General features: G+C 36.7%; 25 protein-coding genes and 1 other RNA gene. 13 read left to right on the forward strand and 13 right to left on the reverse strand.

The genetic code is table 11. The features are described 5' to 3' along the window. The first annotated feature begins 65 nt into the window (after positions 1-65). Both H3Z82_RS07320 and trhA read left to right on the forward strand, forming a co-directional pair. Positions 66-743, forward strand: coding sequence for a DUF4294 domain-containing protein (locus H3Z82_RS07320; protein ID WP_182204266.1), 678 nt, complete (start codon positions 66-68; stop codon positions 741-743). Beyond that, positions 743-1,369, forward strand: coding sequence for a PAQR family membrane homeostasis protein TrhA (trhA, locus tag H3Z82_RS07325; protein ID WP_182204274.1), 627 nt, complete (start codon positions 743-745; stop codon positions 1,367-1,369). Before H3Z82_RS07320 ends, trhA begins: the two co-directional genes overlap by 1 nt. Before the next feature lie 184 nt (positions 1,370-1,553). Here the strand turns inward: trhA and H3Z82_RS07330 are convergent, their stop codons facing one another. The 4 genes from H3Z82_RS07330 to H3Z82_RS07345 all read right to left on the reverse strand — a co-directional run bounded on the left by H3Z82_RS07330 (position 1,554) and on the right by H3Z82_RS07345 (position 4,483). Next, on the reverse strand, positions 1,554-2,366 hold the full coding sequence (locus tag H3Z82_RS07330; RefSeq protein ID WP_182204277.1) for an amidohydrolase family protein: 813 nt from the start codon (positions 2,364-2,366) through the stop codon (positions 1,554-1,556). A 193-nt stretch (positions 2,367-2,559) separates the two neighbouring features. Further along, positions 2,560-2,988 (reverse strand): DUF4268 domain-containing protein, encoded by a 429-nt coding sequence (locus H3Z82_RS07335; protein WP_182204279.1) that lies wholly within the window; start codon positions 2,986-2,988, stop codon positions 2,560-2,562. Positions 2,989-3,080: 92 nt separating this feature from the next. Beyond that, the gene (locus H3Z82_RS07340; protein WP_182204282.1) at positions 3,081-3,755 is read right to left on the reverse strand and encodes a ZIP family metal transporter; all 675 of its coding nucleotides are present in this window, start codon (positions 3,753-3,755) and stop codon (positions 3,081-3,083) included. Beyond that, the gene (locus H3Z82_RS07345; protein WP_182204285.1) at positions 3,752-4,483 is read right to left on the reverse strand and encodes a class I SAM-dependent methyltransferase; all 732 of its coding nucleotides are present in this window, start codon (positions 4,481-4,483) and stop codon (positions 3,752-3,754) included. Before H3Z82_RS07345 ends, H3Z82_RS07340 begins: the two co-directional genes overlap by 4 nt. 57 nt (positions 4,484-4,540) lie before the next feature. On the opposite strand from H3Z82_RS07345, the gene H3Z82_RS07350 reads away from it, so the two are divergent. Next, positions 4,541-5,698, forward strand: coding sequence for a THUMP domain-containing class I SAM-dependent RNA methyltransferase (locus H3Z82_RS07350; protein WP_182204288.1), 1,158 nt, complete (start codon positions 4,541-4,543; stop codon positions 5,696-5,698). Between the two features lie 319 nt (positions 5,699-6,017). On the opposite strand, the gene H3Z82_RS07355 is transcribed toward H3Z82_RS07350, so the two are convergent. The 4 genes from H3Z82_RS07355 to rlmD all read right to left on the reverse strand — a co-directional run bounded on the left by H3Z82_RS07355 (position 6,018) and on the right by rlmD (position 9,374). Then, positions 6,018-6,542 carry a DinB family protein gene (locus H3Z82_RS07355; RefSeq protein WP_182204290.1) on the reverse strand — a complete coding sequence of 175 codons (525 nt, stop codon included), beginning with the start codon at positions 6,540-6,542 and terminating at the stop codon, positions 6,018-6,020. Between the two features lie 76 nt (positions 6,543-6,618). Next, positions 6,619-7,365: a DUF6048 family protein gene (locus tag H3Z82_RS07360; protein ID WP_220459141.1), complete on the reverse strand. Its 747-nt coding sequence runs from the start codon at positions 7,363-7,365 to the stop codon at positions 6,619-6,621. Further along, complete coding sequence (locus H3Z82_RS07365; RefSeq protein ID WP_182204291.1) at positions 7,337-7,873, reverse strand: DUF6452 family protein; 537 nt, start codon at positions 7,871-7,873, stop codon at positions 7,337-7,339. Before H3Z82_RS07365 ends, H3Z82_RS07360 begins: the two co-directional genes overlap by 29 nt. A 91-nt stretch (positions 7,874-7,964) precedes the next feature. Beyond that, positions 7,965-9,374, reverse strand: a complete 1,410-nt coding sequence (gene rlmD, locus H3Z82_RS07370) for a 23S rRNA (uracil(1939)-C(5))-methyltransferase RlmD (protein ID WP_182204294.1) — start codon at positions 9,372-9,374, stop codon at positions 7,965-7,967. Positions 9,375-9,898: 524 nt separating this feature from the next. Here rlmD and rocD point away from each other — a divergent pair. After that, complete coding sequence (gene rocD / locus H3Z82_RS07375; protein WP_182204296.1) at positions 9,899-11,149, forward strand: ornithine--oxo-acid transaminase; 1,251 nt, start codon at positions 9,899-9,901, stop codon at positions 11,147-11,149. 2 nt (positions 11,150-11,151) lie between these two features. After that, positions 11,152-11,598 carry a DUF5362 family protein gene (locus H3Z82_RS07380; RefSeq protein ID WP_182204298.1) on the forward strand — a complete coding sequence of 149 codons (447 nt, stop codon included), beginning with the start codon at positions 11,152-11,154 and terminating at the stop codon, positions 11,596-11,598. A gap of 72 nt (positions 11,599-11,670) precedes the next feature. Here H3Z82_RS07380 and H3Z82_RS07385 read toward each other — a convergent pair whose 3' ends face one another. Both H3Z82_RS07385 and H3Z82_RS07390 read right to left on the reverse strand, forming a co-directional pair. Next, positions 11,671-12,006, reverse strand: coding sequence for a CCC motif membrane protein (locus H3Z82_RS07385; RefSeq protein WP_182204300.1), 336 nt, complete (start codon positions 12,004-12,006; stop codon positions 11,671-11,673). An 11-nt stretch (positions 12,007-12,017) separates the two neighbouring features. Next, positions 12,018-12,317, reverse strand: coding sequence for a DUF2752 domain-containing protein (locus H3Z82_RS07390; RefSeq protein WP_235982398.1), 300 nt, complete (start codon positions 12,315-12,317; stop codon positions 12,018-12,020). Between the two features lie 121 nt (positions 12,318-12,438). On the opposite strand from H3Z82_RS07390, the gene H3Z82_RS07395 reads away from it, so the two are divergent. Together H3Z82_RS07395 and H3Z82_RS07400 are read left to right on the forward strand one after the other, a co-directional pair. After that, positions 12,439-12,633: a hypothetical protein gene (locus H3Z82_RS07395; protein ID WP_182204505.1), complete on the forward strand. Its 195-nt coding sequence runs from the start codon at positions 12,439-12,441 to the stop codon at positions 12,631-12,633. Between the two features lie 5 nt (positions 12,634-12,638). Then, entirely contained in the window at positions 12,639-13,193 is a 555-nt protein-coding gene (locus tag H3Z82_RS07400; protein ID WP_182204302.1) for a Smr/MutS family protein, read from the forward strand. A 73-nt stretch (positions 13,194-13,266) separates the two neighbouring features. Here H3Z82_RS07400 and H3Z82_RS07405 read toward each other — a convergent pair whose 3' ends face one another. Further along, complete coding sequence (locus H3Z82_RS07405) at positions 13,267-14,178, reverse strand: hypothetical protein (protein WP_182204304.1); 912 nt, start codon at positions 14,176-14,178, stop codon at positions 13,267-13,269. 103 nt (positions 14,179-14,281) lie between these two features. On the opposite strand from H3Z82_RS07405, the gene H3Z82_RS07410 reads away from it, so the two are divergent. Further along, positions 14,282-15,427 (forward strand): cysteine desulfurase family protein, encoded by a 1,146-nt coding sequence (locus tag H3Z82_RS07410; RefSeq protein ID WP_182204307.1) that lies wholly within the window; start codon positions 14,282-14,284, stop codon positions 15,425-15,427. After that, positions 15,414-16,043, forward strand: coding sequence for a CHAP domain-containing protein (locus tag H3Z82_RS07415; protein WP_235982399.1), 630 nt, complete (start codon positions 15,414-15,416; stop codon positions 16,041-16,043). Before H3Z82_RS07410 ends, H3Z82_RS07415 begins: the two co-directional genes overlap by 14 nt. A 152-nt stretch (positions 16,044-16,195) precedes the next feature. Here the strand turns inward: H3Z82_RS07415 and H3Z82_RS07420 are convergent, their stop codons facing one another. After that, entirely contained in the window at positions 16,196-18,658 is a 2,463-nt protein-coding gene (locus H3Z82_RS07420; RefSeq protein WP_394368098.1) for a TonB-dependent receptor, read from the reverse strand. A 13-nt stretch (positions 18,659-18,671) separates the two neighbouring features. Next, positions 18,672-20,360, reverse strand: a complete 1,689-nt coding sequence (locus H3Z82_RS07425; RefSeq protein WP_182204312.1) for a M23 family metallopeptidase — start codon at positions 20,358-20,360, stop codon at positions 18,672-18,674. A 274-nt stretch (positions 20,361-20,634) separates the two neighbouring features. Here H3Z82_RS07425 and H3Z82_RS07430 point away from each other — a divergent pair, with 274 nt between their 5' ends. The 4 genes from H3Z82_RS07430 to rny all read left to right on the forward strand — a co-directional run bounded on the left by H3Z82_RS07430 (position 20,635) and on the right by rny (position 23,101). Next, positions 20,635-20,925 carry a hypothetical protein gene (locus tag H3Z82_RS07430; protein WP_182204315.1) on the forward strand — a complete coding sequence of 97 codons (291 nt, stop codon included), beginning with the start codon at positions 20,635-20,637 and terminating at the stop codon, positions 20,923-20,925. Between the two features lie 17 nt (positions 20,926-20,942). Further along, positions 20,943-21,236, forward strand: a complete 294-nt coding sequence (locus H3Z82_RS07435; protein WP_182204318.1) for a cell division protein ZapA — start codon at positions 20,943-20,945, stop codon at positions 21,234-21,236. 54 nt (positions 21,237-21,290) lie between these two features. Further along, positions 21,291-21,398: non-coding RNA, 6S RNA (ssrS, locus tag H3Z82_RS07440), on the forward strand. 125 nt (positions 21,399-21,523) lie between these two features. Beyond that, positions 21,524-23,101 carry a ribonuclease Y gene (gene rny / locus H3Z82_RS07445; RefSeq protein ID WP_182204320.1) on the forward strand — a complete coding sequence of 526 codons (1,578 nt, stop codon included), beginning with the start codon at positions 21,524-21,526 and terminating at the stop codon, positions 23,099-23,101. Positions 23,102-23,136: the final 35 nt, after the last annotated feature.

Genomic DNA, 23,136 nt, shown 5'->3' on the forward strand with positions numbered 1-23,136 from the left:
AAGAATTTAAGGTTAATGGCTATGTAAATTCTTAATTTTGGACTGATTTTAGCGCTATTGCACCAATGAAGTTGATGACCTACATTTTTATATTTTTACCCTTGTTGCTATTTGCTCAAGTTGACCCTGTGGAGAAAGATTCTACAGCTGTTGAGTATTATTATATTGATGGCGATTCGATTCCCGTTTCAATAATCGATTTGGATGCTGTTTTAGTATTGCGTAAACTAAAGTTTGACAGTAAGGACGACCGTATTCGATATTTGATTTTAAAACGAAGGACTATTAAAGTGTATCCTTATGCAAAATTGGCTGCTGAACGTTTGGTTGAACTTAACAAACGTTTAGAAACTTTAGAACGTAAAAGTGAAAAACGACGATATGCCAGAATCATTCAGAAATATATTGAAGAGGAGTTTTCTGAGGAACTCAAGAAATTAACTCGTAAGGAAGGTCAGATTTTGGTCAAATTGATTCACCGTCAAACAGGAAAAACAACATTTCAATTGATTCAGGAATTGCGAAGTGGCTGGCGGGCATTTTGGTTTAATAATACAGCCAGGTTGTTTGACATTTCATTAAAAGAAGAGTTTAATCCATTACATGTAAGCGAAGATTATTTGATAGAAGACATCTTGGAACGAGCTTTTCAAAACGGTCAATTGGAACGTCAGAAATCGGCATTTCCCATTGATTATTTTGAGCTTACAAATAAATGGGCGGCCAAAACCATTAGAAACTAATGCGGATACAATCTGATTTTGAGGAAAAGCTTAATGCCTGGACACATGGTTTTGGTGCAGTGTTGGGGATTGCGGGTCTCATCTTGCTGATCAGTACCAAAAACCATAAAACAGATTGGAGCTTATTTAGTGTGATCATTTATGGAGTTTCCATTATTGTGTTGTTTTCTGCCTCTGCCGTTTATCATTCTGTTTCTGGTGAAAAACGGAAACATTATTTCAGGATTATTGACCATATTAGCATTTATCTCCTAATAGCCGGAACCTACACACCGGTAACCTTAATTGCACTCAACAACAGCTTAGGGTGGCCTTTATTTTGGAGTGTTTGGGCCATAGCAGGTTTTGGAATGGTCCTGAAGTTGTTCTTTACTGGAAGATTTGAGATTTTTTCAACCCTGTTGTATTTGATTATGGGATGGCTGATTGTTTTTGACTTTACGAATCTCTCAAAATTGCTCGGTCCGAATGGTTTAATGTTGTTTATTGCTGGAGGAGCATTTTATACCATAGGAATTATTTTTTATGCGGTTCATAAAATTCCATATAATCATGTGATATGGCATTTATTTGTGCTTGGTGGCGCAATTTGCCATTATCTGATGATCTTCTTCTATATTCTTTGAGGTTCATTGGTTATGAGCGAAACTTTTCAACGTCTCATTATTTTTGGATTGCTTTTAATATAATTTTAAATACTATTAAGTGCTTGTTAATTACGGTACGATGCTCATGAAATCGGGTTGGCCACCCAAACTCCAATTTCAGTCCATTGGCATGTTTTATCGCCATCACATTATTCTCAAAATATCAACTGAATTTACTCACATCAATTTTAAATAGTTCTGCTGCATTTTTCCACATGATCAATTCTTTCTTGCCGTCATCCAATTCCAATTGATCCATAAACCGAAGATAGGATTTCATATTACTAATAGGCCAATCAGTGCCATAAAGTAAATACTTGGGATCTCCAGCATAGATGATCATTTCTTCGATCTCCTTTTTCATATAGCGCTCAAATTTATCTGAGAAATCGCCCAAAGTCAATCCGGAGATATCCGCATGAACGTTTTTATTTTTATAGACAATCTCCATACAATCCTTAATCCATGGGCTTCCAACATGGCAAATCACAATTTTTAAATCGGGATAATCTACTGCTAAATCATCAATATGAATTGGGTGGGAATACTTTATTTTTCCATTTGTGGCATAGGTGTCACCAGAATGGAACATTACAGGAACATCAAACTCAATGGCCATATCATACATGACTTTAAATCTGATATCATTAGGATAGAATGGTTCATAACCAGGATAGAATTTGAGACCTTTTATAAGACCAGCATCAAGATACTCACTCAGTTCACGTAAATCCTTATAATCGTAATTCAGATAACTTATGCCTGCCACCACGCCAAGATTATTCCGATCGCTAATGGCCTCAACTACCTTTTTTGTACTGGGCCTGTGTTCATTTACTTTGTAAGACGACAATACCAATGAATAATCTACCTTGTTTTCTTCCATGGTATCCGTTAACTTATTGAGACAGTCTTCTAAAGAAACAACACGGTCTTCATGGTAGTTATTGATATGGGTATGGACGTCTATAATCATAATGTTTTTTAATTTAAATGTTAATACTATCGAGAAATTATGGGAGCTAATCAAGTTTAGAATTCAGTAAGCCTGAATCAGTTTTTATTTGAAAGCCGTCAATCTAAAATGAGATTTCGTTCTGTTAGTACTCAAAACTACAAAATACACTCCTTCTAGTGAACCATATTCAGCATTCATTGAGGCTTGCTGGTTATGAATCTATAAAATCTTTGTAGTCTTCAAAAAAAGCTTCAAACAAGGACATTTTTTCAACAAAAAACTCCATGACCTCTCTCCAACTGTTTTTATTGTGAATGGATACTTTCTGATTTAATTTTACATAGATTCTGGAGATTTCCTTCCCATTATCTAAATAATATTCTTCTTCAAAAATTGCTTCTGGTAGAAACTCCTCGGTTAAAATAGCCTTCAGTGATTGTAGTTTTTCCCAAAAGTTGATCCGGTTTTCCAAATCATCTTCAAGATCTAGTGCAACTAATGCTGATTTGGTGTCAAAATGGAATTTAAAAGCTAAACCTTTCAACTTGGTGTCATAAAGAATCCATTTTCGAGGGAATGATTTTCCGAAACTGATCCAAAATTCTTCTCTAAGTTTTCTTGACTCTTCTTTGCTGAACATAACATTTCACACGTAGACGCGGATCTTTTGGCGTTATTATTGCTTTTTCAAAGCTAAGTTATATTTATATTATTTTGACTTTCCTTAGTATTTCAAATTAAATAAGCAACCAAAATCCCCAATGCAATCAGTATGAGTTTTGTAAGGTTGAACCTGTGGTTCTCATTACTTTCAAACAGGATCACGGTTGAGATATGAAAAAAGATACCTATAACAATTGCATTTATGAAAAATAGAAAATCTCCAGTAAACGATACAGTATTGGAAACTAGCGTGCCCACTGGCGTCATAACTGCGAAAATAACAAGAAATCCAACAATTTGATTTGATGTAAACTTTGATTCTATCAGATAGGTGGTAATCAATGCGGCAATAGGGATTTTATGGATGAGCACACCGTAAACCATATCGTTATGTTGATGGATAGGGAAGCCTTCCAAAAAACTATGGATACATAAACTGATAAAAAGTACCCAAGGAAAGCCTGTTTCTTGTTTGTGGACGTGTACGTGGCCATGTTCAGCTCCTTTAGAGAAAAACTCCAGTAAAATTTGTAACAAAATGCCTAACATTATGAACAGTCCCGTTTGTTTGGCGTCTAAATGTTCATAAACTTCAGGCAATAAGTCAAAAAGCGTTAATGCCAATAAAAATGCACCACTAAAAGATAATAGAAATTTTGTGTAATTGGATTTTTTGTGTTTGAATATCAAAACCAATATAACACCAATAATAACCGCTAAGAAAGGTAAGAAATATTGCTTCATTTGAAGATCATAATTAACCGTTCGGAAGTTGTTTTATGGAATTTCTGTAGTTTGTAATCGCCAAAAACATCCAGCAAATAAACCCCAGCTTGTTCAAAAAGTGCCTCAAAATCGGATAATGTTTTCGCTCTAACGCGCTCTTGAAAATTATAATCTACGCCATCATCCTTAAAACTGATATCCTTAATAATTTGGCCGTTCTCAACATATCTTTTCTGATGGAACGCTATACCTCCTATGGTTTTGACATCTTCAGGCACTAAATTGTCAATCACATAATCAGCATTCATAAAATCTATTACTCCAAATCCAAATTCATTGAGATTTTCCTTTATGGCTTTTATGGTATTAAGGTTGTCTTCAGACCTGTCAAAATAGCCAAAGCTGGTGAAAAGATTGAATACGGCATCAAATTTAGCATTGTATGGATTGCTCATATCGTGCACTTCAAAATGTAGCATGTCATTCTCATACCTCTTGGCGTATTTGATACTGTTTTCTGAAAGATCCACGCCCGTGACATCATAGCCCAAAGAATTGAGGTAGATGGAATGACGCCCTTTACCGCAAGCAAGATCAAGTATTTTAGCCTGTTCTGGTAAATTTAAATATCGGGTCAAGCTATCCATGAATTTTTGGGCTTCCGTATGATCTCTATCGGCATAAAGAATATGATAGTAAGGGGTATCAAACCATGAGGCGTACCACTCTGTTATGTCTTTTGTCATTATAAATTCGTCTGACTGCAAAAATACTTTATTTTTGTAATCTATATCAGGAGAATAATGGATAATAATTTTAATATGGTAGCCAAAACCTTATTTGGTTTTGAAGATCTACTTGCCAAGGAGTTGACCCAACTAGGAGCGCAAGATGTGAAGACAGGTGTGCGAAATGTGAGTTTTGTTGGCGATAAAGGTTTTATGTATAAAGCAAACTTAGCCTTGCGTACAGCCATTAAGATTCTAAAACCTATTCATAGCTTCAGAATTAATAATGAAAAGGACTTGTACGATCAAGTTTATAAAATGGATTGGGACCAATACCTTAAGCCTACGGGAACCTTAGCGGTTGATGCTACCGTGCATTCGCATTTATTTACCCATTCTCTTTATATTGCCCAAAAAACGAAAGACGCTGTTGTAGATAAATTTAGAGATACGGTGGGTGAGCGGCCAAATGTGGATCTGAAATTTCCAGATTTAAAAATCAACGTTCATATTGATAGAAATATGTGTAATGTTTCTTTGGATTCTTCAGGTGATTCATTACATAAAAGAGGTTATAAAACCGCCACCAATATAGCGCCAATCAATGAGGTTTTGGCCGCAGGATTGGTCATGCTATCGGGTTGGGACGGACAGACCGATTTTATGGATCCAATGTGTGGAAGTGGTACTATTCTGGCAGAAGCGGCCATGATAGCCTGCAACATTCCTCCCAATTTAATGCGGAAGGAATTTGCTTTTGAACGTTGGCAGGATTGGGATGTAGATTTATTTGAGAAAATAGAAGAATCACTCTTAAAGAAAATGAGGGATTTTCATCATCGGATTATAGGTTATGACAAATCGCCGAGCGCCGTTGATAAAGCTAAAGAGAACATAAAAAATGCTGAGCTGGGCGATTTTGTTGAAGTAAGACATGAAGATTTCTTTAAGACCCAAAAAGCGGGCGACGAGAAATTGCACATGGTGTTCAATCCGCCGTATGGTGAACGTTTGGATATAGAAATGGAATCGTTTTATAAAAATATTGGTGATACCCTCAAACAAAATTACCCGGGTACTGATGCCTGGTTTATAACCTCAAACCTGGATGCATTGAAGTATGTGGGTCTTAGACCTTCCCGAAAAATTCATTTGGTCAATGCAAAGCTGGAAGCAAGATTGGTGAAGTACGAAATTTATGAAGGCAGTAAAAAAAGGAAATACAAGGAATAATACCATATTAACAAGGAAGTGCTGCGTTGAAGTAAATCATTGTCCATTCTATTATAATTTCACTAGTCATAACTTCCTCAATTAAGACTATGTAAATCAATCACCGCTTTACGAAAAATGTAAGCAACATCGCTTTTTGTACGATATTATATAACATGGTACAACAATCGGTTAGCATTTCAAGATAAGACGAAAATACCTATTGTCGTATCGGCCTTTACTTTGTTTTAGCAAGTTGGAATGAAAGAAAATCCAAGATTTTAAACCTATTTATAAAGCCGGGATGACATGCCTATGATTAAATTCTGATAAATGAGATTTAATAATATTTCTGAAGTTGCTTTGTGTGATGATCCACATGATGTGCAGTCCACATTAAAACTTCCCTAATTGGCATTTTTCCCATTAATTGGTGTGGTAGCACCAAGGTGTCTAAGTTTTTATCGGATATTCTTCTAATCTTATATTGTAACTTTTTGCTTTCTACTTGCAGACGATTCAAAATGTAATTTTTATCCTTTAATTTTGGAGCCTTCATATTCTTGGAAGCCTTAAAAACGTAGTCTTTATTGTCTTTTAAAATTTCCTGATAATTCTTAACAATGGTATCGTAGTCACGTAATTCGCGCGTGTTTTTTCCAAAGGCATATTTGAAAAAAAATCTTGGCATGCTTAAAATATCGTTTAAAGGTTTGATACTTTGAAGCAAATGAAGTGCTTGTTGACCTGTAGTCCATTTGTTTTCAGGTCCTTGCGTCCATTTTTCGTTATCCTGAATTTGCAGCCAGTTGATTAGAGTATGGTAATTTTCTTCCAATAAATCGGCAATCTCATCTTTATGCATACACTGGTATTAGTATGCAAAAGTTAAGTAAATTATTTTAAAGAATGAATGTGAAAAAGGAAGTTTTTATCGAGATTTAGTCCTCTACAGATATTTTTTTGTTCTTCTTGAAAATAGGGATCAAATAAGAAACATTATAACCAAATCCGAAACCGAATCGTCCACTATCAAATGTTCTGTTGAAACCAGGGATAAATAAATTTTCAAAATTTGTAGGTTGATCTTCAGCGACCAGACCTTTAAGCTGTGCATTGATACCGACGAACAAATTGTTGACAATTTCGGCTTTGATTCCTATGACCAACTCCGCCCAAACGGCTGACAACCCTTTAAATTCCTGCAAATCTGTTGAAGTAAATGGAGGGTTATAATATTGATCTGTGGTATAGATAGTATAACTATTTAGGTTTTGGCTGAACGCACTCACACCAACGCGCAATCCGGTGTAAATCAGGTTTTCCATATCGAGCCAGTTTCTATAGAGGTTGTAATCTATTCCAGCTTTGAAGTAGCTGCCTTTTGCGGTTACATCTAAGTAATCGTTTCTTATGGTGTTTTCTTCGGTCCCCAGTTCACCAGCCAAGTACAATTTTTGAGTAAGTCGATAATCGCCAGAAATTTCAAAACCTGTATAATCGTCATCTATAAAGGAACGGGTCAATTTTCCGATGTCAGCGCCCAATCGCAAGCCATATTTTTGTTTGACAATAATTGTGTCATTAACATTTTCTTCTTGCACTTCTTGCGTTTCTTGGGCAAATGATGTTAGCGGCAACACCATCAAGAAAAGTTGACTAATGATAAATATTGATATGCGCTGCATTTTCGTTGTTTATGGTGTCTTTAATAACTTCGATGTCTAAAATCCAATTGATTGAGTCTGTTACCCGTGTTGCACTGATATTATTGAAAACACTTTTATAACCACAGGCTCGAGAAACATAAATGAGTTCTGGAGTATATTTTATTTCGATAATATCGGGATTCGGAATTGTGCTTTGAATTGTATCCTGATCAAAATCTTGATCTCTTGTCAACACAAACCGCGACGTGTTAATGGTGTTTAAGGCCTCTACTCTTAAAGGCAAAACGATAGAATCTGTAGTTTTATCATTGACAATAAGCTTTGGGTTGCCTTCTGCTTTAACATTCATGCGTCTTACCGTTTTTGTCTCTGTTAAAACATCAATATTATAAAAACGAATGATCAGATGTGGCGTTGTTGGTGTTGTTGCGGCACAAATATCATCACGTTCGCAACCCCATAAGCTCAGGATTATGAGAAGAACTATTAGGGTTTTGATGTTTTGAAGGGCTTTTATTAGTTTCAAGTTTGTTTTGTTTCAGGTTTCTGTTTAAATGACGTATTGAAAATCAAAAATCAACAATCATCCATTACCAATCGTTAATCGACGATCCTAATTATCTTTTTTCCAAAAGTACAACATTTTCAACATGATGTGTTTGCGGAAACATATCAACCGGTTGAACCTTCGTTACTTTATAAATGGCATCCATCAATTCTAGATCGCGCGCTTGTGTAGCACTATTACAGCTTACATACACCACTTTTTCAGGCGCCACATTAAGTATTTGTTGCACCACATCTTTATGCATACCGTCACGTGGTGGATCAGTAATAATCACATCTGGATGACCGTGTTTAGCAATGAAATTGGCATTGAACACATTTTTCATATCTCCAACATAAAACTCAACGTTGTCAATTCCATTTAATTGTGCATTTTGCTTAGCTGCAATTATGGCATCAGGAACAGACTCCACACCAATTACTTTTTTGGCACTCTTGGCCACAAATTGAGCTATCGTTCCAGTTCCTGTATATAAATCGTAAACAAGTTCATGGCCATTTAAATCGGCAAAGTCGCGTGTTATTTTATACAGTTCATAAGCTTGATCTGAATTGGTTTGGTAAAACGATTTGGCATTAATCTTAAACCGCAGTCCTTCCATCTCTTCAAAAATATGATCCTGACCTTTATAGCAAATGACCTCCTGATCATAGATAGTGTCATTTGCTTTTCCGTTAATAACGTAGAGAAGCGATGTAATTTCCGGAAATTTATCACCAACATAGTTCAATAGCAGCTCACGATTTTCTTTATCCTCTTTAAAGAACTGGAAAAGTACCATAATATCGCCGGTAGTGGAGGTGCGAAGCATTAATGTTCTCAAAAAACCAGTTTGATTACGCGTATTAAAAAACTCAAGACTGTGTTTGACAGCGAATTCTTTGACCGAATTTCTAATCGCATTGGATGGATCTTCCTGAAGCCAGCATTTTTCAATGTCAAGAATTTTGTCCCACATTCCAGGAATATGAAAACCAAGTGCATTTTTATCGCCAATATCTTCGTTAGAGCGAATTTCGTCTAAAGTTAACCAGCGACTGTCACTGAACGAAAATTCCATTTTATTTCTATAAAAATAGGTCTTTGCAGAACCTAAAATGGGAGTAATGGGCGGTAATTCTAAATGGCCGATACGCTTAAGGTTGTTTTCAACCTCCTTTTGTTTATAAAACAATTGGTGCTCATAACCCATGTCTTGCCATTTGCATCCGCCACAAACACCAAAATGCTGACATTTCGGTTCGGTACGCTTATCAGAATACTCGTGAAATTTTATAGCATTGCCTTCATAAAAAGACTTACGTTTTTTAAACGTTTCTACGTCCACAACATCACCGGGCACGACGTTTTGCATAAAAATGACAGCCCCGTCTGGCGCTTTCGCTACTGATTTACCTTTGGCGGCAGCATCAACTACGACAACATTCTCAAAGATTTTTTTTCTGTTTCTTCTACTCATGCGGCAAAAATAGTGAAACCAATTGCTATTTACGAATTCCAAATCCCCATTTTATTAATGAAACCCAAAATTTAAAAGCGGAGCGTATAAATAGTTAAGGATTGAACCAATCCTTCTATGTGACTAACAAAATCGGCAGTATCGAAATAGAAAAAGTAGAACTCACTGAACAAATTCCATTGGTTATCCTTCTTAATGAAATTCTAAATTGGTATCGATGCAAAACTAAAAAATCAAAATAAACCTGCTTTTATCGTTTGATCATTATTTTATCGCCTAGGTTGCAAATTCAATCGGAAAATTTTTATGAAGTTTAAATATTTGCTAATTTGCGAGTCCTAAGGGATGATTTCTCTCTCACGCTGCTTTTTCCTCCCGAAACTATTGGGAGTTCGAAAGAATAAAGGTACAGTAGGAATGGTTATTTTACTCGCTAAGCGAGTTTTAATTATTAATGTTTGCATCTCAACTATACGATGTCAAACCGTGTCTATTGATGACATGAAACTGTAAATTTCTATAAGATGACTGTTTTAAACCAATTAACTTCGCAACAAGCGATAGATTTAGAAAACAAGTATGGCGCCCATAATTACCATCCGCTTCCAGTAGTATTAAGTAGAGGAGAGGGTGTACATGTTTGGGATGTTGAAGGAAAACAATATTATGATTTTCTCTCAGCATATTCTGCGGTCAATCAAGGCCATTGCCATCCAAAAATTGTTGATGCCATGGTGGCTCAAGCCCAGACCCTAACTCTAACCTCACGAGCGTTTTATAATGACGTTTTAGGGAAGTTTGAAGCTTACGCATCAAAATATTTCGGGTATGATAAAGTGTTGCCCATGAACACTGGTGCAGAGGCTGTAGAAACGGCGCTGAAGATCTGCAGAAAATGGGCTTATGAAGTTAAGGGTATTGCGGACCAACAAGCCGAGATAATTGTTTGTAGAAATAACTTCCATGGAAGGACCACGACCATTATTTCATTTTCTAATGATCCCATTGCACGTAAAAACTTCGGTCCATTTACGCAAGGCTTTATAAAAATTGAGTATGACAATTTACAGGAATTGGAACATACCCTAAAGAACAATCCTAATGTTGCAGGATTTTTAGTAGAGCCTATTCAGGGTGAAGCTGGGGTTTATGTACCGAGTGAAGGCTATTTGAAAAAAGCCAAAGCCTTATGCGAAAAGTACAACATCTTGTTTCTGGCCGATGAAGTTCAAACGGGAATTGGAAGAACAGGAAAACTTTTGGCGGTAGATCATGAAAATGTGAAGCCAGATATTTTAATCTTAGGGAAAGCTTTAAGTGGTGGTGCCTATCCGGTAAGTGCCGTATTGGCTGACGACTCCATAATGGGAGTGATTGAACCTGGTAGTCACGGCAGTACCTTTGGCGGAAACCCAGTGGCTGCAGCAGTGGCCATCGCTGCATTGGAAGTAATTGAAGATGAAGATTTGGCTGAGAACGCTGAAAAATTGGGTCAGATTTTTAGAAGCGAACTGGATTCCTATATCCAAAAGAGTACTATTGCTAAATTGGTGAGAGGCAAAGGACTGCTCAATGCCATAGTAATTAATGATAGTGAAGAGGGTGATACTGCCTGGAATATTTGTTTGGCACTAAGAGATAACGGCCTTCTGGCAAAACCTACCCACGGAAATATAATTCGCTTTGCACCGCCATTAGTAATGAACGAGCAGCAACTTTTAGAATGTGTTGGTATTATTATAAAAACATTGAAACAGTTTGAACCAAATTCATAATTATGGACGAAAAATCGGCTTTTGAAACCTTTGAATTGAATCTTCCACCAGCAATCTTGGGGTTTCTAAAAGAAACTTCAACGTGGACTTATTTTCTTTCAATATTAGGGTTTATAGGTATTGCACTAATGATTCTTGGCGGATTGTTTTTTAGTTTGATGATGAATATGATGCCAGGAGGTAATCCGTATGCAGGACTAGGGGTTGATATGTCTTACTTTGGGCTTATCTATGTTGTCATTGCTCTGCTTTACTTTTTCCCAGTGCTTTATCTTTTCAATTTTTCACGAAAAATGAAAAGTGCCTTACGATCTAATAATAACGACCAATTGACGGCTGCTTTTTCAAATTTAAAATCGCATTATAAATTTATCGGAATTTTTACCATCGTGATCATGAGCTTATATGTTTTGATTTTTGTGTTTGCAATGATTGCAGGAACCTTATAAGTGACTTAATCAGTGAATAAAAAAAGCGGCTAAATTAACTTTTAGCCGCTTTTTTATATCGAATATGAATGGTTATTCAACACTACCTTCATTGAGGCCTTTCATAAACTCTTCCTGGATCTCTTGAATACCTTCCATACCTACTGTAGAGAACAACCAGATGGCATAAATTAAATAAATAGCATTTAAAACGATACCAATAATAGCAAGAATCCTTCCTGTCTTTACATTTTGGAATCCGGTGTAAATTTCAGGACTTTCCATATAAAGTTTAGTGGCTTTGTTGGCAAGCACCAAAGCAATGATGCCAAGAGGTAATCCAATGATACCATAGCAACAACAGGTAACTATAGATAAAATTCCGAAAACTAAAATAAGTGTTGCATTGGGCAATTGTTGTTTTTCCATTTGGTTGGTTTTTAGTTGATAATTTTTATAAAATAGCTGATGACCACGATGCTCACGTTTAAGATGATCAAACCCATCTTAATGGTGTAGTCATGTTTAAATTTGATAAACAGGTTAAATATAAGAAAAAGTGCCAATAAAAAAAGTGTGTAAATGGCGGGATACATCTTAAAAGCCATCAAAAAGTCGCCCTTAAAGACTAATAAAGTGGCGCGCTGAATGCCACATCCTAAACAATCAAGCCCAATGAGCTGCTTGTTGAGACAAGGGAGCATGAAATCTTCTGGCTTGATGAGATTAAAAAACGTCATGCACAAATGTATAAAAAGTATAGAATTATTACCTAAACTTTTTGAGCTTAGATTTGATGAAACCAATACAGTTTTGATTCTAAATGATTAATTTCGTATTTCCTAATAAAACAACCCACTCATGAGTATTTCGAGAGCCATTAACCTGTTATTAATAATTGTTGGCGGATTTATAGCCATTTATGCCAAAGCAGGAGCAGATCAAAATCAATATTTATTAATCGGCGGGATATTGATATTAATGATAGGTGTGTATCGCATTTCTCGAAATATACCGAGCAAGAACGATGAAGAACCCCCTTTTAATAACAGCTAATAACTATGGATTTAAATGTAGGAGATAAAGTGACTGTATTGGATGAGGATATTTCCGGAATAGTTTCAAAAATTGACGGATTGACGGTCTATATTGAAACCGATGATGGTTTTCTTTTAGACTTCCAAACAAATGAATTACTTAAAATGGGCCCTAATGACACTTTGAGGTCGCGAATTTTTTCTGAACATTCCTTTACGGAGGTACTTTCAGAAAAGGAACAGCCTACGAAACGGCAATCTGTAAAAGTGAAGCCAAAAGATCGGAATCAGCCAAAAATGGAAGTCGATTTGCACATCCATAATTTAACGGAAAATCAGCGTAACTTATCTAAATACGATATGTTGAATCTACAATTAGATACTGCACGAAGTCAGCTGGAATTTGCCATCCGCAAACGCATTCAAAAAATTGTATTTATCCATGGCGTTGGTGAAGGGGTTTTGAAAATGGAATTGGAAACACTTTTTTCCCGGTATAATAATGTCAAATACTACGATGCCGATTTCAAAAAATATGGCTTAGGGGCTACAGAGGTCTATGTCTATCAGAATGCTTAAATAGTCACGCGGCTAACATGCAATACTAATTCAGTCATTATAAAGTTGGTATTTTTGAGAGCCTGAGATATTGCTATTCACTTTCTATCATAATAGAATGGGTGTACGTGCCCAAATCTATTTCAGTTAAACTGATAACATCCAAATTAACGTTGCTGATATAAAATCTGACGGTAATTGTACGTTTATAAACATTCTTATTGAAGTGTGGATAATCATACTTATCCTTTGCTTCTTTATCAAGATACCTCGGAACACTTGGTGTAAGAGAACTTTCGTCACGGTCGTTCATCGGATTTCCATCCATGTTTTCATCTTCCAAACGGGTTAAAACACCGTCACCGTCGTCGTCATCGTCTAAATAATCAGGGATGCCATCACCATCAGTATCCTGTGCATTGGAGAGGCCATCGGCCTCAGTGTAATTGTGTTTTTCGTTTTTGGTCAAGACATTGTCGTTATCGTCATCTTGATCCAAATAATCCGGTATGCCATCGCCGTCAGAATCGGTTGGATTAGTTGCAGGGTCATTATCACCATCTAAATTGGCATCCTCAATATGTGCGGGTATACCATCACCATCATCATCTACAAAAGTAGTCACCGTAGTTACTGTACCAGCCGTGGCAGCATAATCCTTTATGATATTGGTAACGGCATCAGGTAGTAAGTTGCATAATAAATCTTCCGCATTGCCGTCATAAGTACGATAGTTGAACTTTGAATTTGTACCATTGATGGCAAAAGTGGTTTTGTAATTATTTTCTGTAGGATTGAAAATGAGTTCTGTAGCAGAGTTTCTCGGAAAAATCAAGCTCAAAGACTCTGAAGGATCTTGTTTTGTATCATATAAAAAATAATTCCCGGGACTTAAATCACATATCGATAAAGTTCTGTCAAAATCCAATTCTACGTCAATGACATCACCATCATTACAAGCAGTAACCAACAAGCACACACTTAGGAAGTAAATTATTTTCTGCATTTCAATCATTTTGATAGCAAAAATACGCCATTTGGGAATTTATAACGAGCCATCTTCATAATAATTTTATTTGGAGTATTTTTGTCATCCGAAAGAATTTTACATGAAACAAGTATATTTTGATAATGCTGCAACTACCGCTATGCGCGATGCTGTAATTGATCGAATGGCAGAAGTTATGCGTTCGCAATATGGCAACGCATCATCTACACACAGCATGGGACGTTCCGCAAAATCATTGTTGGAAAGCTCCAGAAAAACCATAGCTTCATTTTTCAATGTGAGTGCTTCAGAAATTGTTTTTACAGCAGGAGGTACCGAAGCAGATAATTTGGTTTTGCAGAGTGCCGTTAGAGATTTGGGAGTTACCGAAATCATTACAAGTAAATTGGAGCATCATGCTGTTTTACATACCGTAGAGCATCTTCAAAAGACATACAATATAAACGTTAATTACGTTAATTTGCTTGAGAATGGCATGATTGATCTTACTGATCTTGAACGTTTGCTGAAATCATCAAACAAAAAATTAGTCAGTTTGATGCACATCAATAACGAAATTGGGAATAAGTTGGATATCAACAAGGTAGCAGAGCTTTGCAAGGCAAATGACGCATTGTTCCATAGTGATACCGTACAGTCTGTTGGACATTACCAAATGGATCTACAAGACATTCGTCTCGATTTTTTAGCGGCAAGTGCCCATAAGTTCCACGGTCCAAAAGGGATTGGTTTTGCCTTTATCAGAAAGGGTTCAGGTATCAAAGCGTCCATTTTTGGAGGCGAGCAGGAGAGAGGCTATCGGGCCGGAACAGAATCCATTCATAATATTGTAGGGATGGAAGAGGCCTTAAAATTGAGTTATGCCAATTTAGAAAAGGAGCGGTCGCAAATTTTAAAATTAAAAGATTATTTTATTGACCAATTACAAAGCCTTTCATCTGAGGTGACATTTAATGGCAATTGTGAAGATAAAGAAGGCAGCACCTACACCTTGATAAATGTTTGCCTTCCCATTGCGCCCGAAAAAGGAGGGATGCTTCATTTTCAATTGGATTTAAAAGGAATTGCTTGTTCTAAAGGTTCCGCTTGCCAAAGTGGTAGCAATCAAAACTCGCATGTTCTTTCTGAGATTCTGGACACTGAAAACCTATTGAAGCCTTCGGTAAGATTTTCTTTTTCTTGTTTCAATACAGAAGATGAAGTAGATTATGTCATTGAAACCTTAAAGGAATTTGTTAAAAATTAGCGGTTATATTTTAGTCGTTTTGCTGTTGGTGTCCTGTAATAAAGAACACCGCAATTCGCATATGCTCAAGTCAGCATCCCATACTCAGGAAGACCCGAAACCTAAAACTTACAAAGTCAAAAATATAGGCGATACCTTAGATGTGTTCAATGATGTTTATGTGTTTTACAATAAAAATATTGGTAACGTTTCAGGACGGAACTTAGCGGCAGATGGCTATAATCTGGGTCTGAAATGGCAATGTGTAGAGTTTGTCAAACGCTATTACTACGATTATTTAAATCATAAGATGCCCAATAGCTATGGGCATGCGAAAGATTTTTTCAATCCGGCGTTAAAGGATAACCAACACAATAAGGATAGAAACTTAGTGCAGTTCACCAATGGAAGCTCATTGAAACCTGAGGTCAACGATCTGATTATATTTGATGGCACTATTTTCAATCGGTATGGACATGTGGCTATCATTTCAAAAGTGAACAAAACCTCGATTGAAGTGGTGCAACAAAATGTTGGGAAAGAGTCAAGAGAGAATTTTAAACTCCGATTTAATAACGACAAATGGACAGTTGGAGGTTCAAATGTTTTAGGATGGTTGCGGAAAACTGAACGATAAATTGAATGTTGGTCCGTTTGAACAACACGGTAAATAACACTGATGATAAAAAATAAAGACCGATTTTGGAGTTCATAAAATAGGTCTCGGTTATTAAATTATTGATTTTCAATACTTCTGTCCTCCCGGTACCCGTACAGATTAACCTATCCTTAGAACCTCATTGAAACTCGGACATTAAATACCCGTGGACTCAAATAATTAGGAATGGCATATTGTCGTTTGCTATACAAATCTCTGACCCAAGTATTGGTTATTGAGTTTTGTACATCAAACATATTAAACACCTCCACACCAATGGTGAGTTCCTTAAACGCATTTTTCCACTTGGCATTATAAGTTTTGTTGCCGTCCACAATCACATAAGAAAAGCCCACATCTGCCCGCTTATAATCGCGCAGTCTGTTTTGGTACTCATAAGGGTCAGCATAACTTGGAGACCCGCCGGGAACTCCTGTATTATAGACCAGATTTAAGTACACCTTTAACTCAGGAATATTTGGCACATAATCTTGAAACAGCACTCCGAATTTTAAACGCTGATCGGTTGGTCTTGCAATATATCCCTGGTTTTCAATGTTTTCTTCGGTTTTTAAATAGCCAAAACTGAACCAGGACTCCGTGCCAGGAACAAACTCGCCATTCAATCTCAAATCCACACCATAAGCATAAGCCTTGGCATTATTGGTGGCACGATATCTAATTCGCACATTTTCTAAGGTGTACGGGTTGACGTCGGTTAAATGTTTGTAGTACGCTTCAGAAACTAATTTAAAGGGTCGGTCCCACATTTTAAAACTGTATTCGTTGCCCAAAACAACATGTATTGATTTTTGGGCCTTTACATCTGGTCTCACTACCCCAGAAGAATCTCTGAGTTCTCTATAGAATGGTGGTTGGTAGTAAAGACCTCCGGCAATTCTGAAAAGCATGTCCTTGTTCCAATTAGGTTTGATGGCAAATTGTGCACGTGGACTAAATACAGTTTGGGTTTTACTTTCAATGCCTTCGCCATTGACCGTCCAATTGTGGGCTCTGACTCCAAGGTTATAAAACACCTCATGATGGCCTATTTCAGAGCGTTTGCTCCATTGTGCGTAAGCTTGAAATCTATCAATCTGAACATAATTGGTAGCTCTTATATTCTGAAAAGCGACTAATGGTCCCTGGTAAGGTTGATATGGTTGGTTGTTAAAAATCTCCAATTTTGGTGGATTAATGGAAAATCCTGCCGAATCAATCACTTCCCATTCCACTAGTCGGTCTCGGATATCCTCATGCGTATATTTTACAGACCATTCAAAAGTATTGTCGTCCAACTGATAATCGCCCTTATGCTCTATGGTTGTAATGAGGGCATCCAAATCGTTTCTGGCATGGGTGAGTTGGGATCCAATCCCTTCGCTGAATTCAACTTCTCCTAAATTTTCATCACCAATATTACTGTTCACTTCACCCAATCGGTATTGCGCCAAAATATCGAAATATTCCTCCTCAGTCGTATGGTAGGTGGAAGCAATTAACTTTAAGGTCAAGTCGTCGGTGGCAAAATAATTAGCTTTAAAAGCCCCAAAATAAGTGTTATAGGCATCTTTTTCCTGGCCTTCATAATATACCAATAAGGCAATCGGATCAGCTAAAGTCCCAAAATTGGTCTGTCTGTTTTGTGGTTGAAAGTTGTATTTGTTGCTCGAGATGTTTCCTAAAAAATTAACTTGGAATTTATTTGTAAACTTATAGGTCAAATAGGTCTGGACATCAGCAAATACAGGTTTTACATTACCTTCGGTTTCTAATGAATTTAAAACTAAACTGTTGTCTCTATAGCGTAGCCCGATAATCCCCGACAATTTAGAGTCCTTTGATACCGCTTCCGCAGAAATACTACCACCTAATAAGGAGAGGTCTGCATTGACACCAAATTTGATGGGATTTTTGTAAGTAATGTCCAAAACTGACGAAAGCTTATCGCCATACTTGGCTTGAAATCCACCAGCTGAAAAATCGACATTCTGTACCAAATCGGTATTGACAAAACTCAGGCCTTCTTGTTGGCCCGATCGTACTAAGAAAGGTCGGTAAACTTCAATTTCATTGACATACACCAAGTTTTCATCAAAATTTCCACCTCTAACGGAATATTGTGTGCTTAATTCATTGGAAATATTGACTCCTGGCAATGTTTTTAAAATGTTTTCTACTCCTGGTTGTGCGCCTTTAATGGTGCGGATAAGGGCTGGGGGAATTGTGGTTACACCTTCTACTGATTGGCGTTGGTTGCCATGGATAACCACCGTGGCAATTTGTTCAACATTCAAATTCATCACAGGATTAAATTCTACGGTCTGTCCATTTTTAAGATTGAATATGGCCAACACACGTTTATGTGAGATATGCGTAAACTCAACAGTAATGTCCTTTTGGATTGGTATTTTTAATTCGTAAAAACCGTTTTCATTAGTGGTGGTTCCAGTGTCACCAGATTTAATGCTGACATTTGAAATGGGAAGGTTGGCATCATCCAAAATGATGCCTTTAATTGTTGCGGTTTGAGACCATCCTAAAAAAGGCAAAAGGATAAAAATGAAGCGCAAAAGGTGACAGTGTAGTTTCAAAAGGGTTGGTATTTTATTTTCTAAAAAATGTTGCTTCAAATGTAGAACTATTTCCAACATTATCTGTCACAATGAGTTTCAATTCGTTTTCGGTGTCATTGATCACATTATCATTAAAATCAAAAGTCAAGGTATTGGTTTTATACTCATATTCCATCAAAATCCATTTACCGTTGACGGTAGCCCTGTAATTACTGATTCCTGAGAGATCATCAGTAATTTTAAATTTAAGATAGCGGTAGTTGCTCAACCATTTTTTGTCCTGAAAATTGATTGGGGAAATTTTCGGTCCTTGGGTATCCATAACCAAAGTGTATGTGCCCAAAGCATTTGAAGATGCCGTCAATATCTTGTTCTCGCCACGCCTGGTATTGAGATAGCTTGGGTAGTTTCGTCTTCCAATAAGTTCGGCAATGTAGAGTTTGTCTATTTCTGAGTCTTTATATTTGCTGACATCATATTGAATACTTACGTTTTTTTGAAGAGGGATAATGTCTTGATGTAGATAAATGGTGTCATTGCTTACCTTAAAATCGATAAAGGCATCTTCATAAAAACTGTTGGCAGGGATAAAGACATTAACATTCTTTTCATTTAAATTGGTAGGCTGTTCAGCAAAAATATAAGTTTTAGTAGAGGTGTCAATAGTCTTGGCTGGTGATGATATTTTTTTTCCATTTATTGGAATGGTCACCCAAGATTCGTTACCGTGAAAATCTGTGATCCGAATTTTATAGACAGAAGCGGTGCTGTCGGCAATCTTTACATAGCCATCATTGTCAAGATCTTTGTAAAGGCTCAAGACATTACCTTTTTCCACGAAAAGTTTTTGCACTCGCTTTCTCCTTGTTTTATAGAATTCGTAATCAAGAAATCTATTGATATGTCGTGTCTCACTAAATGAAAATCGGTTAAAATCCATTTCAAACTTTTTATGCCCATTAAAAAAAGTCTGTAATCCATTGATGCCATTTTGATTGACTGCAAAGTCTTGTTGGTCATAACTTTTTACGCCAAAGCCGATGGTGCCGTAGGCATTGATACTTTCTACATGATAGTCTTTGTTCCTATTGGGGATGAGGCGTAATTCTACACGTCCTTTTTGACCATTTACATTGGCGTTGTCGTCTTTTGTATAGGCGTAAACTCCCTTGACAAAAGGCGTTTTCTTGTCCTGAACTTCTAAACCAAAAAGTAGAGGATTGATGGTACGTTGTTGCTGGTCGCGGATTTCAAAATGCAAATGTGGCCCACCAGAGCTGCCGGTATTTCCGGAATAAGCAATAATCTCGTCGGTATTGACTTTTAATTCGTCAACCGCAGGAAACATTTCAACCTCGTAAGATTCTTGTTCGTATTGCTTTGCTTTTACGTAAGCTTCAATGGTAGGAGCGTAGCTTGATAAATGACCATACACACTAGTGTACCCGTTTGGATGTGTAATATAGATAACTTTACCATATCCGTAATGTGAAACTTTAATTCGGCTCACGTATCCCTCAGCAATTGTATAGACATTAAGACCTTCTCTTTGCTGGGTTTTAATATCCAATCCGGCATGAAAATGATTGGTCCGTAACTCTGCAAAAGTTCCTGAAGGAATAATTGGGATATCCAACGGGCTTCTAAAATAATCAGTAGGGTAGTCCACTTGAGCAAATGCAAAGGTAGTTAAGAAGAGGGATGCAAAAAGAAATTTCATAGCGATATTTGAAAGGCTAAAAATATTAAAAAGTACTTAAAGTGCCTAAAGATAACGAGACATAAAGTTATGAGTAATAAATCAGATTAGAGGTGTCAATGAAAGACTGATGCCACGCTTGTTTATGTAGTTTTGGTTTTTTAACTCCGATGAATTTGAGATACTTAGGACGCTTTATCTCACTTATAACTTATTTTTTTAAAATTTATGATAAAACAATTGTGATTTTTGTTTATGTATGTTAACTTTGTTTCATCAGTATTGAAATATGTAAATGAGTAAAGTTGAGGATATTGTTGATTCTTTAGAGAATAAAATCAGTAAAGTTTTGCATAAACAAGAGGTTTTGAAACAGACCAATGCGAAGCTTTCCGAAGAATTGGCCGGTCTCCAACAAAAGATTATTCAACAACAGGAGGAATTAACTTCTTGGATTGAAAAATATGAAGCTCTGAAAATTGCAAATTCGATGCTGGGCAGTGATGAAAACAAAAGAGAGACGAAGCTCAAGATAAATACATTAATAAAAGATATAGATCATTGTATAGCACAATTATCTCAATAATGTAAGGATAGGATTTAATGTCAGAACAGCTAAAAATTAAGCTTTCCATAGCAAACAGAGTGTATCCATTGACTATTGCACCTGAACAGGAAGAAGGATTGAGAAAAGCAGCTAAGAAAATTGAATCAATGATTAGTCAATTTGAGCAAAATTATTCCGTGAGGGACAAACAAGATGTTTTGGCCATGTGTGCCTTACAGTTTGCTTCCCAAGTGGAACAAAAAACGATAGATACAGACCATGTAAGTGAAGAGGTCACCAATAGATTAACCGCTTTAAACGATCTTCTTCATTCACATTTAAGCTCTTAACGTTCTTTTAAATATATTAGGTTACTGCCTACATTAGTTATTTATATTTGATAAACTCAACACTAATTCTTTAAAAAGGGTGAGTTTAAGTTGTAAAATCGAGCTGCCATTGAGCAGATTTTTGATCAGCTTGTTAGCCCTAAACTTGTTTTTAAGGAGTTTATACAAAATTCGAAACTGATGTAGGCTTTTTTTTGGCTAAACGGCACTTCTTTAGATGGGTTGTTTGGTTGAATTGATTCTGTTTAACAACGGGATATTTCAAATTTTTTTAAACTAAACTAAACATGGAAACGGATACAATTTTAATAATTGTGAGTTGCTCAGCCTTAGGCATATTGCTGGGATATATTGTAGCAAAAGCACTTGAAAAAAACAATGCTTCTAAAATTATAAAAAATGCAAAAGAAGAATCAAGTGCTATTATAAGGCAAGCTAATGCCGAAGGAGAGTCTATTAAAAAGGACAAACTTTTACAAGCTAAAGAAAAATTTATTGAATTAAAATCGGAACACGAGAAAATTATTCTTGCACGTGATAAAAAAATGGCTGAGGCCGAAAAAAGAACGCGTGACAAAGAATCTCAAGTATCCAATGAGCTTTCTAAAAACAAGAAGTTAACTCAAGAAATAGAGAACAAGGTTAAGGATTATGATTTCCGACTTGAATTTTTAGAAAAAAAGAAAGAGGAGGTTGATAAAGCTCATAAGAGTCAAATCAGACAATTGGAGGTTATTTCTGCCTTATCTGCAGAGGAAGCCAAATCCCAGCTCATAGAATCTCTGAGAAATGAAGCCAAGTCTGATGCTATGGCTTATATTCAAGAAACTGTTGAAGAAGCAAAACTAACAGCACAGCAAGAGGCTAAGAAAATTATCATAAATACCATTCAGCGTATTGGCACTGAAGAAGCCATTGATAACTGTGTCTCCGTATTTAACATTGAATCTGATGATGTTAAAGGACGTATCATTGGGCGTGAAGGACGAAACATTCGTGCCATCGAAGCCGCAACAGGCGTTGAAATAATTGTTGACGATACACCAGAAGCTATCATTTTATCCTGTTTTGACTCTGTAAGACGTGAAGTAGCACGTTTGTCACTTCATAAATTGGTAACTGACGGAAGGATCCATCCGGCTAAAATTGAAGAAGTCGTTCAAAAGACACAGAAACAAATAGAACAGGAAATCATTGAAGTTGGTAAACGTACCATCATCGATTTAGGAATTCATGGTTTGCATCCCGAATTGATTAAGTTGGTAGGACGTATGAAGTACCGTTCTTCATACGGACAGAACCTACTACAACATTCGCGTGAGGTTGCAAAACTTTGTGGTGTCATGGCGGCCGAATTAGGATTAAATCCGAAAATCGCAAAACGTGCCGGATTGCTCCATGATATTGGAAAAGTGCCTGACTCTGAAGCTGATATAGAAACACCACACGCTATTTTAGGGATGCAATGGGCTGAGAAATACGGTGAAAAACCAGAAGTTTGCAATGCTATTGGTGCGCATCACGATGAAATAGAAATGACCACATTATTGGCACCTATCATCCAGGTTTGTGACGCCATCTCTGGCGCAAGACCAGGTGCTAGACGCCAGGTCTTGGATTCTTATATCCAGCGTCTGAAAGATCTGGAAGATGTGGCCTTTGGTTTTAATGGTGTTAATAAAGCCTACGCTATTCAAGCAGGACGAGAATTAAGGGTGATGGTTGAGAGCGAACGTGTTTCTGATGAGCAGGCCGCTAACCTGTCTTTTGAAATTTCACAAAAAATCCAAACAGATATGACCTATCCTGGACAAGTAAAAGTAACGGTCATACGTGAAACGAGAGCTGTGAATATAGCAAAATAATTAATTTTCGAAAATCATATAATGTTATAAAAAGA

This window comes from Gelidibacter maritimus, assembly GCF_014062315.1.
GTDB lineage: Bacteria > Bacteroidota > Bacteroidia > Flavobacteriales > Flavobacteriaceae > Gelidibacter > Gelidibacter maritimus.

Excerpts from the sequence above, each read along its gene's own strand:
- H3Z82_RS07405 (WP_182204304.1), bottom strand. The coding sequence starts at position 14,178 with ATGCAGAAAATAATTTACTTCCTAAGTGTGTGCTTGTTGGTTACTGCT.
- H3Z82_RS07380 (WP_182204298.1), top strand. The coding sequence starts at position 11,152 with ATGGACGAAAAATCGGCTTTTGAAACCTTTGAATTGAATCTTCCACCA.
- H3Z82_RS07340 (WP_182204282.1), bottom strand. The coding sequence starts at position 3,755 with ATGAAGCAATATTTCTTACCTTTCTTAGCGGTTATTATTGGTGTTATA.
- H3Z82_RS07350 (WP_182204288.1), top strand. The coding sequence starts at position 4,541 with ATGGATAATAATTTTAATATGGTAGCCAAAACCTTATTTGGTTTTGAA.
- rny (WP_182204320.1), top strand. The coding sequence starts at position 21,524 with ATGGAAACGGATACAATTTTAATAATTGTGAGTTGCTCAGCCTTAGGC.
- H3Z82_RS07335 (WP_182204279.1), bottom strand. The coding sequence starts at position 2,988 with ATGTTCAGCAAAGAAGAGTCAAGAAAACTTAGAGAAGAATTTTGGATC.
- rocD (WP_182204296.1), top strand. The coding sequence starts at position 9,899 with ATGACTGTTTTAAACCAATTAACTTCGCAACAAGCGATAGATTTAGAA.
- H3Z82_RS07430 (WP_182204315.1), top strand. The coding sequence starts at position 20,635 with ATGAGTAAAGTTGAGGATATTGTTGATTCTTTAGAGAATAAAATCAGT.
- H3Z82_RS07400 (WP_182204302.1), top strand. The coding sequence starts at position 12,639 with ATGGATTTAAATGTAGGAGATAAAGTGACTGTATTGGATGAGGATATT.
- H3Z82_RS07345 (WP_182204285.1), bottom strand. The coding sequence starts at position 4,483 with ATGACAAAAGACATAACAGAGTGGTACGCCTCATGGTTTGATACCCCT.
- H3Z82_RS07395 (WP_182204505.1), top strand. The coding sequence starts at position 12,439 with ATGAGTATTTCGAGAGCCATTAACCTGTTATTAATAATTGTTGGCGGA.
- H3Z82_RS07355 (WP_182204290.1), bottom strand. The coding sequence starts at position 6,542 with ATGCATAAAGATGAGATTGCCGATTTATTGGAAGAAAATTACCATACT.
- H3Z82_RS07385 (WP_182204300.1), bottom strand. The coding sequence starts at position 12,006 with ATGGAAAAACAACAATTGCCCAATGCAACACTTATTTTAGTTTTCGGA.
- H3Z82_RS07360 (WP_220459141.1), bottom strand. The coding sequence starts at position 7,365 with ATGCAGCGCATATCAATATTTATCATTAGTCAACTTTTCTTGATGGTG.
- H3Z82_RS07390 (WP_235982398.1), bottom strand. The coding sequence starts at position 12,317 with ATGACGTTTTTTAATCTCATCAAGCCAGAAGATTTCATGCTCCCTTGT.
- H3Z82_RS07410 (WP_182204307.1), top strand. The coding sequence starts at position 14,282 with ATGAAACAAGTATATTTTGATAATGCTGCAACTACCGCTATGCGCGAT.
- H3Z82_RS07330 (WP_182204277.1), bottom strand. The coding sequence starts at position 2,366 with ATGATTATAGACGTCCATACCCATATCAATAACTACCATGAAGACCGT.
- rlmD (WP_182204294.1), bottom strand. The coding sequence starts at position 9,374 with ATGAGTAGAAGAAACAGAAAAAAAATCTTTGAGAATGTTGTCGTAGTT.
- H3Z82_RS07320 (WP_182204266.1), top strand. The coding sequence starts at position 66 with ATGAAGTTGATGACCTACATTTTTATATTTTTACCCTTGTTGCTATTT.
- H3Z82_RS07435 (WP_182204318.1), top strand. The coding sequence starts at position 20,943 with ATGTCAGAACAGCTAAAAATTAAGCTTTCCATAGCAAACAGAGTGTAT.
- trhA (WP_182204274.1), top strand. The coding sequence starts at position 743 with ATGCGGATACAATCTGATTTTGAGGAAAAGCTTAATGCCTGGACACAT.
- H3Z82_RS07425 (WP_182204312.1), bottom strand. The coding sequence starts at position 20,360 with ATGAAATTTCTTTTTGCATCCCTCTTCTTAACTACCTTTGCATTTGCT.